This window comes from Bacillus cereus group sp. BfR-BA-01311, assembly GCF_022664295.1.
In the GTDB taxonomy this organism is placed as follows: Bacteria; Bacillota; Bacilli; order Bacillales; family Bacillaceae_G; genus Bacillus_A; species Bacillus_A cereus.
Map to the genome: position 1 here is coordinate 635,215 of NZ_JAKUHC010000001.1, position 14,796 is coordinate 650,010.

The window sequence follows — 14,796 nt, forward strand, 5'->3', positions numbered from 1 at the left end:
GAGGGGATTACTAGTTTGTAACTTTTGTAAGAAGGGATAAGGGTTATGTTAATTCGTTTTAAAAAAAGTTATGAAAAAATTGCAATGGGGCTTCTTTCGTTTATGCCAACTGAAAAAGATGTGAAAACATTACAATTGACAATGAAAGAATATGAAGCAAAAGATGATTGGCAATTGTATTTGTGGAAAGAAAATGAAGATTTTGTTGGAATAATGGGGATTGTAAAAAAAGAGAATCAAGTATTAGAAATTCAGCATTTGAGTGTGAACCCGTCTCACCGTCATGTGGGGATTGGGACGAAGATGGTTCAAGAGTTAAAGAGTAAATTTCTTGAGTTTACAATTTGCGGAAATGAGCAAACAGCAAGTTTTTGCGAAAAATGTAAAGGGCTAGAACAAAATATACATTCGTGAAAGCAGAGATAAGTAGTTTATTATCTCTGCTTTCTTTTTTGTAATTGTTCGTTTCGTTCAGTAATGACCTCTGTGCGATCACGCAAAGTGTGCTTGTTTATAATATATTCACCTGGGATAGCATTCAAGTCTTTCCAAGAGAGGTTTTGTTTTTGACATAACTCTATGCACTGCTTCTCTAACGATGAATCTGATAAGGGTAAAAATAAAGGTACAAAACGTTCTTTTTTATGGATAGATTGCAATCTTTCATTGAGCAAGGAAAGAAGTTGTACTTGATTAATTCCTAAACGTTGTAAAGGCACACCGCTTTTTTCTAAAATTGTAATTGCGCTTTTCATCATTTTTGTAGAACCATTCCAATTAGCACGTCTTTGGTGGTATAAAGAAACTGCAATTTGAATGAGACCAACTAAGTAATGATCACGATTACCTCTTGGTTTTGTCTTCCAATACTCTTCTAGTATTTCGTGGCATTCAAAATAGTCATAATCTCCATGGAAATGAATTAAAAATTGTATGTATTCGGTAGGATACATGTTTTCTCGCTCCTATCTAACGGTTATACATATAAGTGTATCATAGAAATATGAACAATAAACGACTAGGAGGTTTCCCCCTAGCCGTTATTGTTCATATTAGCAGAAGCAAGCTGCTCCTACAATAATTAGTAAAATAAACAGTACAACAAGTAATGCGAACCCACCGCTAAAACCACAATCAACGTGACCCATAGTTTTTTGACCTCCTACATTGTTCTTACTACACTGTTATCATATGAAGTGGTGGGCATGATGACATAGGCATCGGTCTATTTTTAATTAAATTTCTTAAAAAGGTTGGATAGAACATGAGTATGCTCTATACTTATGTTGTTATAGAAAAAATGTGGTGGGATGCTTTGTGCAATATAATTTTAAAGTAGAGGCTTTTGAAGGGCCGTTAGATCTATTGTTACATTTAATACATCGTTATGAAATTGATATATATAATATTCCTGTAGCAGATATTACAGAGCAATATTTATCTTATGTGCATACGATGAAAGAACTTCAATTAGATGTTGCAAGTGAGTATTTAGTAATGGCTGCAACGTTATTACAAATTAAAAGTAAGATGTTGTTGCCGAAACATGAAGAAGATGTACTTGATAACGGTGATGATTTTATAGATGATCCTCGTCAAGAATTGATGGAGAGGTTAATTGAATATAAGAAATATAAGCAAGTTGCTACTGAGTTAAAAGAAAGAGAACAAGAAAGAGCACAGCTATATACACGTCCACCAATTGACTTTACATCGTTGCAACAAGAAGAGGAGACAAGCTTACCTCTTGATGTTACGTTATATGATATGCTAGCAGCATTTCAAAAATTAATGCGCCGTAAAAAGGCAAAAAAACCTGTAACAACACGTATTACTCGTCAAGAAATACCAATTGAACAGCGAATGACTGATATTTTAAAACAGTTAAAAATAAAGGGTGGTCGCCAAAGTTTTTATGATTTGTTTGTTGATGATGAACGTGAAATAATGGTTGTAACATTTTTAGCAGTTCTGGAACTTATGAAAAACCAACAAATCATAATTGAGCAAGAACATAATTTTGATGAAATTTTCGTATCAAGCTCTAATAAATCTGCATAGAGCAAGTATGTGAAAATGGGATAGCAACATTTTATCTCATGCTATGTTTTAATGTATCGTTTGGAACAAGAGAAAAAATATTGAACCGAACGCATTAATTGTGATTCGGTTTTTTGATGTGTATTTTTATGAGAAAATAGAAGGAAGGAGCTCGTGAAATGGATAGGAAAGAACAAAAGTCAATTATTGAAGGCCTTTTATTTGTTTCTGGTGATGAAGGGATTTATCCAGAACAAATAGCGAAAGTTCTTGAAATTGAAATGAATGAAGCAATTAATATTTTAGAAGAAATGCAACAAGAATGTGAAGGTGCAAACCGTGGTTTGCAAATTGTACAGTATGCAAAAGTATATCGTTTTGCTACAAAGAAAGAACATGCTTCATATTATCAAAAATTAATAGATACACCAACAGCTGCTTCACTCTCACAAGCTGCCCTCGAAACGTTAGCGATTGTTGCATATCGCCAACCAATCACAAGGACTGAAATGGAAGAGATTAGAGGAGTTAAAACTGATAAGGCGTTACAAACGTTGGTTTCACATTTACTTATAAAAGAAATGGGAAGAGCAGAAGGACCAGGGCGTCCTATTTTATACGGAACAACAAAAGAATTTTTAGACACATTTGGATTGAAAACATTAGATGATTTACCACCGCTTTCTGAAGAGAATGAACAAATGAATGAAGCAGATTTATTCTTCGGTTCCTTACAAGAGATATCGAAATAAAAGCTTAGCATTTTGCTAAGCTTTTTTTGTATATCAATTATTTACAGTGCCATACTAAATGAAAAAAGGAGACGAGTTATGAGAGGTATGCGGATTATTTTATTATTAGTTTCTGTTTTATTATGTTTTTCTTTAAATAGCGCATCAGCTAAAAGGTATATGATGTCCATTCATACTACGTCTCCTTTACATATGCATCGGCAACATCTTAGTAAAATGAAAGTGAGCTTTTTAAAAGTGGGGCAAGGTGACGCAACACTTATTATAATGCCAAATGGACAAACAATGTTAATTGATGGAGGACCTTATGAAGCAGGAGAGGTTATTATTCAGAAATTAATTGAGAAAGGGATTAATCATTTAGATGTAATTGTCAGTACGCATCCCGATATGGATCATATAGGGGGGTTAATTCCAATTGTAGAGCAAATGCCGGTATCGCTTATATTAGATAGCGGAAAAACATATAGTTCTCTTACTTATCATACGTATCGGAATAATATAAAAAAAAGAGGGATACCTTTCGTTTCAGTAAAGGAAGGACAATATATACCGCTGGATCCACATGTTTCTATACAAGTATTAAACAACGGGAAATCAAAAGATGAAAATAATGAATCCTCAATTGTTTTAAAGGTGCGATATGGAAAAGCGGATTTTTTATTAATGGGTGACGCGGATGTACGGACAGAACATGAAATATTAAAACAATTTGATGTCCATGCAGATGTGTTAAAAGTGGGGCATCATGGCTCATATACTTCAACAAGTGAAACGTTTATAAAAAAAGTGGAACCGCAGTTTGCTATTCTATCGTACGGGAGTAATAATCCGTATGGACATCCTCACCAAAGTGTAGTGAAACGCTTAAAAAGGCACGGTATAATGGTATATAGAACGAATAAACGTACAGTAGAAATGGAAACAGATGGTGAACATATTATGTTAGAATCTAGCGGATTAATGCCATTGTTGAAGTGATTTCTATATTAGGGGGCGATACTGTCCCTTTTTGGAAAAATGAATAATATATATTATAATTATAAGAGACGTAAGAAATTTCCTTTTCTGTTGAATAAAAAGGAAATTTCATTAGAATGTATAGACAACTACTCGTGCGTATATTAAGATGGAACTAGGCGAATAAGGTAATAATAACAAGTAGGTAATTCATGGGAAAGGATCGATGAAAATGAAAACGCAAATTGTCATCAATGCCAAAATTTACACAGGTCAAGAAATAGTGGAAAACGGATTTATTCGTTACGCAGAAACCATTAAAGAAATTGGTTTGATGGCTCAATATGTACCACAAGAAAATGAAACTGTTTTTGATGCTACAGGGAAGATTATAATTCCAGGTATGATCGATGTTCATATTCATGGTGGATACGATATTGATGCGATGGATGCAAATAGCGATGGGTTAGTAACTCTAGGTAAAGAAATGTTAAAAGAAGGGGTTACAACTTACTTCCCAACAACAATGACACAAGCTCCAGAGGCAATTGAAGCAGCGTTAACTGCTGCGAAAGAAGCAAAAGAAAAAGGAGCGCATTTCGAATATATTCATTTAGAAGGACCTTATGTTTCAAAGAAACGTGCAGGTGCACAGCCACTTGAACATATCGTTCCTGCAAATATTGAGCAATTTAAACAATGGCAAGAAGCAAGTGGGAACTTAATTAAATTAGTAACATATGCACCAGAAGAAGAGGGAGCATTAGAGTTTGAACAATATCTTGCTGAAACTGGTGTAGTTGGCACAATGGGACATACAGATGCAATTGATGCGCAACTAAAAAATAGAAAGATTACACATGCGACACATTTATACAATCAAATGCGTGGATTACATCACCGTGAACCAGGAGTTGTGGGTCATGTGTTATTAAATCCAGATGTAATGGTTGAAGTAATTACAGATGGTATTCATATTCACCCTGATATGGTGAAATTAGCATATAAGTTAAAAGGACCGAAAAAAGTAAGTGTTATTACTGACGCAATGCGTGCAAAAGGTCTTGAAGATGGATTATATGAGCTTGGCGGACAGCCAGTACATGTAAAAGATGGTAGTGCTCGATTAGAAGATGGAACGTTAGCTGGTAGTATTCTAAAAATGGATCAAGCTTTCCGAAATGTAATTGAATTTACAGGTTGTTCAATCGAAGATGCAGTACTTATGACATCAGTTAACCAAGCAGAAGAGTTTGGATTAAATAATAAAGGTGCATTAGCGGTAGGAAAAGATGCAGACTTTGTTGTGATGAATGAAGATTTACATGTATATGATACGGTTCGTTTAGGAATTCATATGAAGGAAGGGAAGTAATTAAATGAATATTCTTGTTGTAAAAACTCCAGAAGAATTAGCAGAAGCAGGTTATAAATTAATTGAAGAAGTTGTAAAAACAAAAGAAAATCCAACATTAGGAATGGCTACAGGAAGCTCTCCATTAGGTATTTATGCAGAAATGCGAAAAAATAAACTTGATACAAGCCGTGTAACCACTGTAAACTTAGATGAGTACGTAAATTTACCACATGAAGATAAAAACAGCTATCACTATTTCATGCAAGAACAGTTGTTTGATCATCTTCCATTTAAACAAACTTATGTACCAAACGGGATGGCAAGTGATTTAGAGGAAGAGTGCAAACGTTACGAGAGCATTCTAGCTGCTAACCCAGTTGACCTACAGATTCTTGGAATCGGTGAAAACGGTCACATCGGATTTAATGAGCCAGGAACACCGTTTAATTCTCCAACAAACATTGTTGAATTAACAGAATCTACACGCCAAGCAAACCTTCGATTCTTCGAAAAAGAAGAAGATGTGCCAACTCATGCGATTACAATGGGAATTGGAAGCATTATGAAAGCGAAACAAGTTCTACTTGTTGCTATGGGTTCTAAAAAGGCAGAAGCTGTTAAAGAATTATTGCAAGGTGAATATAGTGAAGAGTGTCCGGCTACAGTTTTACAACGTCATCCGAATGTAACCGTAATCGCTGATCAAGAAGCTCTATCTTTATGCAGTGAGGCGATTGCTGATGAACATCGACAAGTATTCACCATTTCCGATCTATTATCAGATTCAAGAGTGGGTGAAACAGCTAATTGAGGACGGCGAATGGAAGCCGGGAGATAAAATCCCATCTGAGAATGAACTTTGTGATAAGTTCGAAGTGAGTCGAATGACAATCAGACAGGCGATTAATAATTTAGTGGAACAAGGCTATTTATATCGGAAGCGTGGAATTGGAACATTTGTCCAACTTCCGAAAGTGGAACAAAAATTGCAAGGAATGACGGGATTCACAGAAGACATGATTTCTCGTGGGATGAACCCAAGTAGTCAATTACTTAGTTTCCGCCTAGTTCCAGCTACTGCTAAAATAGCAGACCGGTTGAGAATACAGGAGGGGGAATCGGTTTATGAAGTGAGGCGTATTCGCTTAGCTGATGATGAACCGATTGCTTTTGAGACGACATATTTGTCGCCAGCTCTTGTAAAAGATATTAACGAAGAGATATTGCAACAATCTTTATATGAACATTTAGAGAAAAAACTGGGCTTTAAACTTGTTAGCGCTACTCAGTCAATTGAAGCTTCCGTTGCGACGGAAAATGAAGCTGAACATCTGCATATTCCTAAAAAGGCGCCTGTACTTGTAATGCGTCAATGGTCATATTCAGAAGGTGAGATACCGCTAGAGTACGTGAAATGTATTTATCGTGGAGATCGTTATAAATTTATTACGAATATCGCACGTAACAAATAGTATATTTCAGTTTGTGAAGTACAGTGGAATTGAAAATGGTTAACATGTAAAGAAATAAAAATACGACTCATCCTTATAAGGAATGAGTCGTATTTTTATTATGAGCAATTACGTGGTTAACAGCATCTTTGACGTGATTTACTACATAGTGAGCGTGTTTTTTTACTGCATCATCTGCTTGCGACATAGCAAAACTGTGAGGAGTTAAAGAAAACATAGGAATGTCATTATAAGAATCCCCTATACAAGCAATTTCCTCAGGTTTTATTTGAAACTCATTTAATAAAACAGAAATGGCAGAGCCTTTACTAACATTCGGTGGCATTACATCTAAACATTGTTCTGCTGAGATGAAAGTACTAACTTTCCCGTGGAATTTTTCATCAATTTTTTTCTGAAGGAGTTGTAAGCTCTCCTTTGTTCCACCGACAGAAATTTTATTTGGGAAAATTGTATCATCAATCTTCTGTAGTAAGTTTGGTTCTTCAACAGAAGTCATAGTTACTTGTTGTTCAAGTTCTTGAATGAAAGGTGTTTTCTCTTCAATGTAATAATTATGCTCATCACTTACATAACGGAAATAAGGATCTTCATTCGTCATAGCTAACAAATCGGGAAGTATGCTGGAATCAAAAGTTGCAGATAATAGTTGTTTATTTTCATGTGTATATACAAAAACACCATTTACACTAATGCGATGAAAATTTGTATTTACAGCTTTCATTAAGTCTGCAATTTCATTATCAAGTCTTCCGGAAGCGAAGCAAAGAATAACATTTTGCTCGGCAAGGCTGCGCAGTGCCGCAACATCTTGTTCGTCAATAAGACCTCCGTGTTGCATCATTGTACCATCGATATCACTTACAAACATTTTAATCATGCTGTTATCTCCTTTCTATGTACAGTTGCTCTTACATTATACGCATCATATATAAACATGTCTAAAAAATGAATTTTTATTAAATGGCAGATGTTTTACATTGACGACAAAGAAGAATATTCTGTAACATAAAAGTAGGCTATTTAAGTACGAGGGTGGTGTTATATGAGTAATTATCTAGAAATTAAAAAAGTTTTAAATAATAATGTCATCATTGCTAGCCATCCGGAACACGAGGAAGTAGTAGTGATTGGTAAAGGAATTGGATTTGGGAAAAAAGCGAAAGATGTATTGGAGCAAGAACAAATCGAAAAGATGTTTGTCTTAAAAAATGAACGTGATCGTGAACAATACAAATTATTAGTGCCGCATATTAGTGAAAAATTAATTGAATTGATGAACGATATTATGCTGTACATTCAAGGGAAAGCGAAATCGCCACTAAATGAACATATTCATATTGCGTTAACAGATCATATTTCATTTGCGATTAAAAGGTTAAAACAAGGACTTACAATTGATAACCCTTTTTTAGTTGAAACAAAAATGCTCTATCCAAAGGAATATGAAATTGCGGAAGGTGTTGTAGAACTTTTAAATTCTCGTTTGCAAATTACATTGCCAGAAGGAGAAATTGGTTTTATTGCACTTCACATTTACAGTTCGCTTACAAATTCTGATTTATCTTCAGTTAATCAAAACTCCCGTCTCATTGCACAACTTGTATCTTTAATTGAGACAAACTTACAAATTACATTAGATCAAGAGAGCATTCATTATTTACGTCTTATTCGTCATCTTCAATATGCTATTGAGAGGGTGAAAAAAGGAGAAAAAGTAGAGGAATCGCAAAGTTTTGCTGATTTATTAAAGGCGGAGTATCCAGCTTGCTATAACTTGGCTTGGAAGCTAGTTAAGGTCATGCAAAAAGAGTTGCAACTACCTGTATATGAAGCTGAAAGTATTTATTTAACGATGCACTTGCAACGCTTAGTAAAGGCAGAGCATGTGTAAAAAGCCATATATTTTTGTCTAAAATGAAAACGTTAAAAAAAATGATTGAATCGCTTACAATAGTTATGTATAATAACTATTGCAAAGTTATACAAATTTCGACAAACACATTAAGGTGAGTAACGAAAACGTTTGCCTTAATTATAGTGAACTTATACGTAAACCTATTTTTGACACGTGTTACTGATTCGATCAGGCATGAGTGGAGAAAAGTAAGGAATGTAAGCTAGAGAAAGGGATATACTACCCTTTGTATAGCTATCGTTCTATCTTTTTTTCCTCATGTCTTTTTGGCGTTTGTCGGAAGGTATCAATATAGATAAGAGAGGAAGGGTTTCCATGTTTAAGAAGATCTTTGGTGTTCTTCAAAAAGTCGGAAAAGCGTTAATGCTTCCAGTAGCGATTTTACCGGCGGCAGGTATTTTACTTGGATTTGGTAATGCATTTCAAAATCCACAGTTAACAAATGTTATTCCTGCTTTAAAAGCAGATTGGTTCGTAATGGTTGCAAAAATTATGGAACAATCTGGTGATATTATTTTCGCTAACCTTGCATTATTATTCGCAGTTGGGGTAGCAATTGGTTTAGCTGGTGGAGACGGAGTAGCTGGTTTAGCAGCATTCGTCGGCTACTTAATTATGAACAAAACGATGAGTGTGTTCTTAGAAGTAGATAAGCTAGTGAAAGTAACAAGTTCTGGAGCAGACCCAGTAAAAATTGGATTTGCAGATCCAGCGTATGCAAACGTATTAGGTATTCCAACGCTACAAACAGGGGTATTTGGTGGTATTATCGTCGGTATAGTAGCGGCATATTGCTATAATAAATACTTCAATATTGAATTACCATCATACTTAGGTTTCTTTGCAGGTAAGCGTTTCGTACCGATTGCAACTGCAACATTCTCTTTAATAGTAGGTATTATCATGTGCTTCGTTTGGCCATACATTCAAGGTGGCTTAAACACGTTCTCACATCAAATGATTGATGCAAATAGAACAATTGCAGCATTTATATTCGGTTTAATTGAACGTTCATTAATTCCATTTGGATTACATCACATTTTCTATTCACCGTTCTGGTTCGAATTCGGTCAGTATACAAATGCAGCTGGCGAATTAATCCGTGGTGACCAAAAAATCTTTATGGCACAGTTAAAAGACGGTGTAGAATTAACAGCAGGGACATTTACAACTGGTAAGTATCCGTTCATGATGTTCGGTCTTCCAGCAGCAGCTTTAGCAATGTACCATGAAGCACGTCCAGAAAATAAAAAATTAGCAGCAGGTATTTTAGGTTCTGCAGCATTAACATCTTTCTTAACAGGTATTACAGAGCCACTTGAATTTTCATTCTTATTCGTAGCGCCAGTATTATTCGGAATTCACGCTGTATTTGCTGGTCTATCATTTATGACAATGCAAATTTTAGGTGTTAAAATTGGTATGACATTCTCTGGTGGTTTAATTGACTTCCTATTATTCGGTGTACTACCAGGCCGTACAGCATGGTGGTGGGTAATTATTGTTGGTCTTGTACTAGCAGTTATTTACTACTTCGGATTCCGCTTTGCAATTCGTAAATGGAATCTAAAAACACCTGGTCGTGAAGTGGCAAATGCAAATGACGGCGCAGGAAAAGCAGAAGCAGGCGAACTCCCTCGTGAAGTATTAGTAGCACTTGGTGGTAAAGAAAACATTGCTTCTTTAGATGCTTGTATTACTCGTTTACGTGTTCAAGTTAACGAACAAAAGAATGTAAACAAAGACCGCTTAAAAGAACTTGGAGCAGCTGGTGTACTTGAAGTTGGAAATAACATTCAAGCTATTTTCGGACCGAAATCTGACACATTAAAATCACAAATTCATGATATTATGTCAGGTCGTACACCTCATGTTGAAAAAGAAGAACCTGTAAAAGTGGAAGAAACTCCTCAAAAAGTTGATGAAAATGAAACAATTGTATCACCAATCGAAGGAAAAATCTTACCAATTACAGAAGTACCTGACCAAGTATTCTCAGGAAAAATGATGGGAGACGGATTTGCAATTGAGCCAACTGAAGGAACAGTAGTTTCTCCAGTGAACGGTGAGATTGTCAATGTATTCCCTACAAAACATGCGATTGGTATTCAATCTGAAGGCGGAAAAGAAATTTTAATTCACTTCGGTATTGATACTGTAAAATTAAATGGTGAAGGTTTTGAAGCGCTTGTAGCACAAGGCGACAAGGTGAAACAAGGCCAACCATTATTAAAAGTAGATCTTGCATTTGTAAAAGAAAATGCACCATCTATCATTACACCAATTGTCTTTACAAACTTACAACAAGGGCAACAAGTCGAATTGAAAAAAGATGGAAATGTTAAGAAGGGCGAAACCGCTATTATTGACATTCAGTAGGAATTTGACGCAAAATGTTTATAATTATAATAGGCGATGTGGTTGACCGAACATCGCCTATTATATACAATAGATGATGTAGTACTCACGTCTATACAACTAAAAAATACTGTAATTTAAAGGAGATAAATTATCATGGAAAAAATCTTTAAAGTAACTAGCGACTCAGGAATTCATGCTCGTCCAGCAACTCTACTTGTAAACACTGCAAGCAAATTCGGTTCTGATATTAACTTAGAGTATAACGGAAAGAACGTTAACTTAAAATCAATCATGGGCGTTATGTCTTTAGGCATTCAACAAAACGCAGAAATTAAAATCACTGCAAATGGTGATGATGCAGCTCAAGCACTAGCAGCTATCGAAGAAACTATGAAAAACGAAGGATTAGGAGAATAATGACTCTTAACATTCAAGGGATCGCTGCATCAAGTGGGATTGCTATTGCAAAGGCTTTCAGACTTGAAAATCCTGAATTTAACATCGAAAAGAAATCAATTACAAACGAAGCTGCAGAAATTGCACGCTTAGACGCTGCGCTTGAGAAAGCAAAAACTGAATTAGAAGCTATTAAGGACCACGCATTTGCTGAGCTAGGTGCTGACAAAGCTGCAATCTTTGAAGCACATTTATTAGTGTTAAATGATCCAGAACTAGTAAACCCAGTAAAAGATAAAGTAAATAGCGAAAAAGTAAATGCTGAATTTGCAATGGATGAAGTTGCATCAATGTTTATTTCTATGTTTGAAAACATGGATAACGAATATATGAAAGAACGTGCTGCGGACATTCGTGACGTAACAAAACGCGTTCTTGCACATTTACTAGGAATTAACTTCTCAAATCCTGGTACAATTTCTGAAGAGGTAATCATCATTGCTGAAGATTTAACACCATCTGATACAGCTCAGTTAAACCGTAAGTATGCAAAAGGTTTCACTACTGATATCGGTGGACGTACATCTCACTCAGCAATTATGGCTCGTTCTATGGAAATTCCAGCTGTTGTTGGTACAAAAGTTGTTATGGAGAAAATCCAAAATGGCGATATCGTTATCATTGACGGTTTAGATGGAGAAGTAATTGTAAACCCATCAGAAGAAACTCTTCGTTCGTTTGAAGAAAAGAAAGCGAAATTTGAAGAGCAAAAAGCTGAATGGGCTAAATTAAAAGACCAAGCTACTGTAACAAGTGACGGACATCACGTTGAGCTTGTTGCAAATATCGGAACACCAAATGATGTACAAGGTATTATCGATAATGGCGGAGAAGGCGTTGGCTTATACCGTACAGAATTCTTATACATGGGCCGTGACAATCTTCCAACAGAAGAAGAGCAGTTCGAAGCATATAAAGCAGTTCTTGAAGGTGTAAAAGAAGGTCAACCAGTCGTTGTTCGTACACTTGACATCGGTGGAGATAAAGAGCTTCCATACTTACATTTACCAAAAGAAATGAACCCATTCTTAGGATACCGTGCAATCCGCTTATGTCTTGATGAGCAAGATGTGTTCCGTACACAACTTCGTGCATTACTTCGTGCTAGCGTATACGGTAACTTAAAAATTATGTTCCCAATGATTGCAACTCTTGATGAGTTCCGTCAAGCGAAAGCGATTTTATTAGAAGAGAAAGCGAAACTTGTAGAAGCGGGTACAACTGTTTCTGATTCTATTGAAGTTGGTATGATGGTTGAAATCCCAGCTTCAGCAGTATTAGCAGATCAATTCGCGAAAGAAGTTGACTTCTTCTCTATCGGAACAAATGATTTAATCCAATACACAATGGCTGCAGACCGTATGAACGAACAAGTATCTTACTTATACCAACCATATAACCCATCTATTTTACGTCTTGTAAAAATGGTTATCGATGCTGCTCATAAAGAAGGCAAATGGGCTGGTATGTGTGGTGAGATGGCGGGCGATTCACTTGCTATCCCATTATTATTAGGATTAGGTTTAGATGAGTTCAGTATGAGTGCAACATCTATTCTTCCTGCAAGAACACAGCTAAGTAAGTTGTCAAAAGCAGAAATGGAAACATTAGCAGAAAAAGCATTAATGATGTCAACTGCTGAAGAAGTTGTTGAACTAGTTAAAAGCATATAATCAATAAAAAAACCTGAGCCGATTTGAAATCGGTCTCAGGTTTTTTCTATGAGAAAAATAAAGCTTATTTTCTTACTCTTAAAGATAAGGAACAGAATTAGATAGCGATAGCAACGATATCAGTTGGGCATACACGTAAAATACCAGTAAAAGTATTTCGATTTTGATTGTGTTTATCGTCTTTATTGTTATCTTTGTTATCTTTGTCATTACGAGCTAAAGCAGAGAAAAGAGCAACACCGTTACAGAAACCTTCAAAAATTACATTGTTGAAAGATCCAACACCTTTAACGCTTAATAGAGAAAGCTCTGTTCCAACTGAAATGCTAGCAAGTACGTTACATACAGCTGGTTGTTGTGGTTTAACCTCTCTCTCTTTCTCACGATGGTCGCGCTCTCTTTCATGATGATGACAGTCTCTAAAGTTATCACAGCATCCAAATGATCCAAACATAATCCTCATCACCCCCTTCACACTTATAATCTATGTAAGTTCGGTAGTTAGTGACTGGACAGAGAGTGGAATTTTTTCTAGGGGATTTTCTCATTTTAAATGACTAGCTGGGTGTTTAGTATGGAATGATGTTTAAAATAGGGGAAATATAACAAAAAATGTAAAAACCACCGAAATAAATGAAATGGGTAGCCTTTACACTTTTTTACTTTTATATAAAACGATGATATATACAGGAAGAGCTAGGAGTAGTGGTACAATGGATCGTGCAGTATGTTTTTCTGATTCTAATTGGAATGCTTCTTCTTTTGGGAATTGTAAAATGGAGATGTTTGCGGCATCACCAATAAAATATAGAAGCAGTACAGTTACTATGTAACATAAAAGTGCGATAAAGCTTCCGTATGAACTCAATGAAAATCCCTCTCTTGTTATCTATTTGTTATCATTGTATCACAATTGTAACAAAAATACACGGGTATATTTCAACAGCTTAACAAAATTCGACACGAAACGTCACGTTTATTTATGAGAAGGGAATAGAATATACTTTTCCATAAGTATAAATGTCGAATGATTTGTAGTAATATTACAAAATTATGACAGGGAATAAAAAAACGAAGGCAATGTAGTTGCCTTCGTTTTTTATTATTTTGCCCACTCGCTTACTTGCTCTACGCTCATGCGAGGTGCAGGGTGGCCTTTTAAAGTTGATTCACCAATTGTAATAAGCATAATTGGAACGTAACGAGATGAAACGTTAAATTCGTCTGTCAGTGCTTGTGGATTGAAGCCACCAATAGCACAAGTATCCCAACCAGTTGCTTTAGCTGCAAGCATAAGTTGCATTGCTGCTAAAGATGCATTTGAAAAGGCAGCATCTCTTGGGAATTGTTCACGAGCATATGCAGATTCAATATTTTTAGCTAAGCGTTCTTTTGCTTCTTCTTTCATAAATCCTTGTTCTACAATTGGACCATATACTGGCTCAACATTTTTATAAGCTTCTAAATCACCTAAAATAGCGACTACTGCAGAAGCATCAAGAATTTGTTGTTGGTTATAAGCTATTGGGTGTAATCGTTTTTGTACATCTTCACCTTGAAAAACAAGGAATTTCCAGTGTTGTAAGTTCCAAGCGGAAGGTGCTTGTGCTGCTGCTTTTAAAATCTCATGTAATTCTGTAGATGAGATTTCTTTATTTGGGTTGAATGCACGTGTAGATGTGCGTTCATATAGAACGTTAAAAAAGTTGTCGTTTGTCATAATATATCCTCCAAATTGTATATAAAATTATCGGGAAAACGCAATGTATATTACTTACATTTTGTAAGTTATCGAATTTAAGAATAT

General features: G+C 35.6%; 17 protein-coding genes. 11 read left to right on the plus strand and 6 right to left on the minus strand.

What is annotated here, in order from left to right:
* Window positions 1–45: 45 nt before the first annotated feature.
* Window positions 46–414 (plus strand): GNAT family N-acetyltransferase RibT, encoded by a 369-nt coding sequence (gene ribT, locus MR136_RS03445; protein ID WP_000908401.1) that lies wholly within the window; start codon window positions 46–48, stop codon window positions 412–414.
* Window positions 415–434: 20 nt separating this feature from the next.
* Here the strand turns inward: ribT and MR136_RS03450 are convergent, their stop codons facing one another.
* Window positions 435–953: a DUF309 domain-containing protein gene (locus MR136_RS03450; RefSeq protein ID WP_000283597.1), complete on the minus strand. Its 519-nt coding sequence runs from the start codon at window positions 951–953 to the stop codon at window positions 435–437.
* Between the two features lie 99 nt (window positions 954–1,052).
* A complete protein-coding gene (locus tag MR136_RS03455) occupies window positions 1,053–1,148 on the minus strand; it encodes a YjcZ family sporulation protein (RefSeq protein WP_000510194.1) in 96 nt (31 codons plus the stop codon).
* 169 nt (window positions 1,149–1,317) lie between these two features.
* On the opposite strand from MR136_RS03455, the gene scpA reads away from it, so the two are divergent.
* From scpA to MR136_RS03490, 6 genes are all read left to right on the plus strand, one after another.
* Window positions 1,318–2,061 (plus strand): segregation/condensation protein A, encoded by a 744-nt coding sequence (gene scpA / locus MR136_RS03460; RefSeq protein ID WP_001199753.1) that lies wholly within the window; start codon window positions 1,318–1,320, stop codon window positions 2,059–2,061.
* A gap of 158 nt (window positions 2,062–2,219) precedes the next feature.
* Window positions 2,220–2,792, plus strand: a complete 573-nt coding sequence (scpB, locus tag MR136_RS03465; protein WP_000375168.1) for a segregation/condensation protein ScpB — start codon at window positions 2,220–2,222, stop codon at window positions 2,790–2,792.
* Between the two features lie 78 nt (window positions 2,793–2,870).
* Window positions 2,871–3,773 (plus strand): ComEC/Rec2 family competence protein, encoded by a 903-nt coding sequence (locus tag MR136_RS03470; RefSeq protein WP_001214826.1) that lies wholly within the window; start codon window positions 2,871–2,873, stop codon window positions 3,771–3,773.
* A 211-nt stretch (window positions 3,774–3,984) separates the two neighbouring features.
* Window positions 3,985–5,127, plus strand: a complete 1,143-nt coding sequence (gene nagA / locus MR136_RS03475) for an N-acetylglucosamine-6-phosphate deacetylase (protein ID WP_002179749.1) — start codon at window positions 3,985–3,987, stop codon at window positions 5,125–5,127.
* A gap of 4 nt (window positions 5,128–5,131) precedes the next feature.
* Entirely contained in the window at window positions 5,132–5,920 is a 789-nt protein-coding gene (gene nagB / locus MR136_RS03480; protein ID WP_001024210.1) for a glucosamine-6-phosphate deaminase, read from the plus strand.
* The gene (locus MR136_RS03490; protein ID WP_014894892.1) at window positions 5,850–6,581 is read left to right on the plus strand and encodes a GntR family transcriptional regulator; all 732 of its coding nucleotides are present in this window, start codon (window positions 5,850–5,852) and stop codon (window positions 6,579–6,581) included. The genes nagB and MR136_RS03490 overlap by 71 nt, the downstream gene beginning before the upstream one ends.
* A gap of 73 nt (window positions 6,582–6,654) precedes the next feature.
* Here MR136_RS03490 and MR136_RS03495 read toward each other — a convergent pair whose 3' ends face one another.
* Entirely contained in the window at window positions 6,655–7,461 is an 807-nt protein-coding gene (locus MR136_RS03495) for a Cof-type HAD-IIB family hydrolase (protein ID WP_000594243.1), read from the minus strand.
* Between the two features lie 165 nt (window positions 7,462–7,626).
* On the opposite strand from MR136_RS03495, the gene glcT reads away from it, so the two are divergent.
* From glcT to ptsP, 4 genes are all read left to right on the plus strand, one after another.
* A complete protein-coding gene (glcT, locus tag MR136_RS03500; protein WP_000073860.1) occupies window positions 7,627–8,475 on the plus strand; it encodes a glucose PTS transporter transcription antiterminator GlcT in 849 nt (282 codons plus the stop codon).
* Between the two features lie 339 nt (window positions 8,476–8,814).
* Complete coding sequence (gene ptsG, locus MR136_RS03505) at window positions 8,815–10,878, plus strand: PTS glucose transporter subunit IIABC (RefSeq protein ID WP_000473178.1); 2,064 nt, start codon at window positions 8,815–8,817, stop codon at window positions 10,876–10,878.
* 135 nt (window positions 10,879–11,013) lie between these two features.
* Window positions 11,014–11,277, plus strand: a complete 264-nt coding sequence (gene ptsH / locus MR136_RS03510) for a phosphocarrier protein HPr (protein ID WP_000411080.1) — start codon at window positions 11,014–11,016, stop codon at window positions 11,275–11,277.
* Complete coding sequence (ptsP, locus tag MR136_RS03515; RefSeq protein WP_000174207.1) at window positions 11,277–12,989, plus strand: phosphoenolpyruvate--protein phosphotransferase; 1,713 nt, start codon at window positions 11,277–11,279, stop codon at window positions 12,987–12,989. Before ptsH ends, ptsP begins: the two co-directional genes overlap by 1 nt.
* A gap of 97 nt (window positions 12,990–13,086) precedes the next feature.
* Here ptsP and MR136_RS03520 read toward each other — a convergent pair whose 3' ends face one another.
* The 3 genes from MR136_RS03520 to MR136_RS03530 all read right to left on the minus strand — a co-directional run bounded on the left by MR136_RS03520 (window position 13,087) and on the right by MR136_RS03530 (window position 14,709).
* Complete coding sequence (locus tag MR136_RS03520) at window positions 13,087–13,443, minus strand: DUF3915 domain-containing protein (protein WP_000468023.1); 357 nt, start codon at window positions 13,441–13,443, stop codon at window positions 13,087–13,089.
* 195 nt (window positions 13,444–13,638) lie between these two features.
* Window positions 13,639–13,857: a hypothetical protein gene (locus MR136_RS03525; protein ID WP_000100485.1), complete on the minus strand. Its 219-nt coding sequence runs from the start codon at window positions 13,855–13,857 to the stop codon at window positions 13,639–13,641.
* 234 nt (window positions 13,858–14,091) lie between these two features.
* Window positions 14,092–14,709 carry a nitroreductase family protein gene (locus MR136_RS03530; protein ID WP_000180387.1) on the minus strand — a complete coding sequence of 206 codons (618 nt, stop codon included), beginning with the start codon at window positions 14,707–14,709 and terminating at the stop codon, window positions 14,092–14,094.
* Window positions 14,710–14,796: the final 87 nt, after the last annotated feature.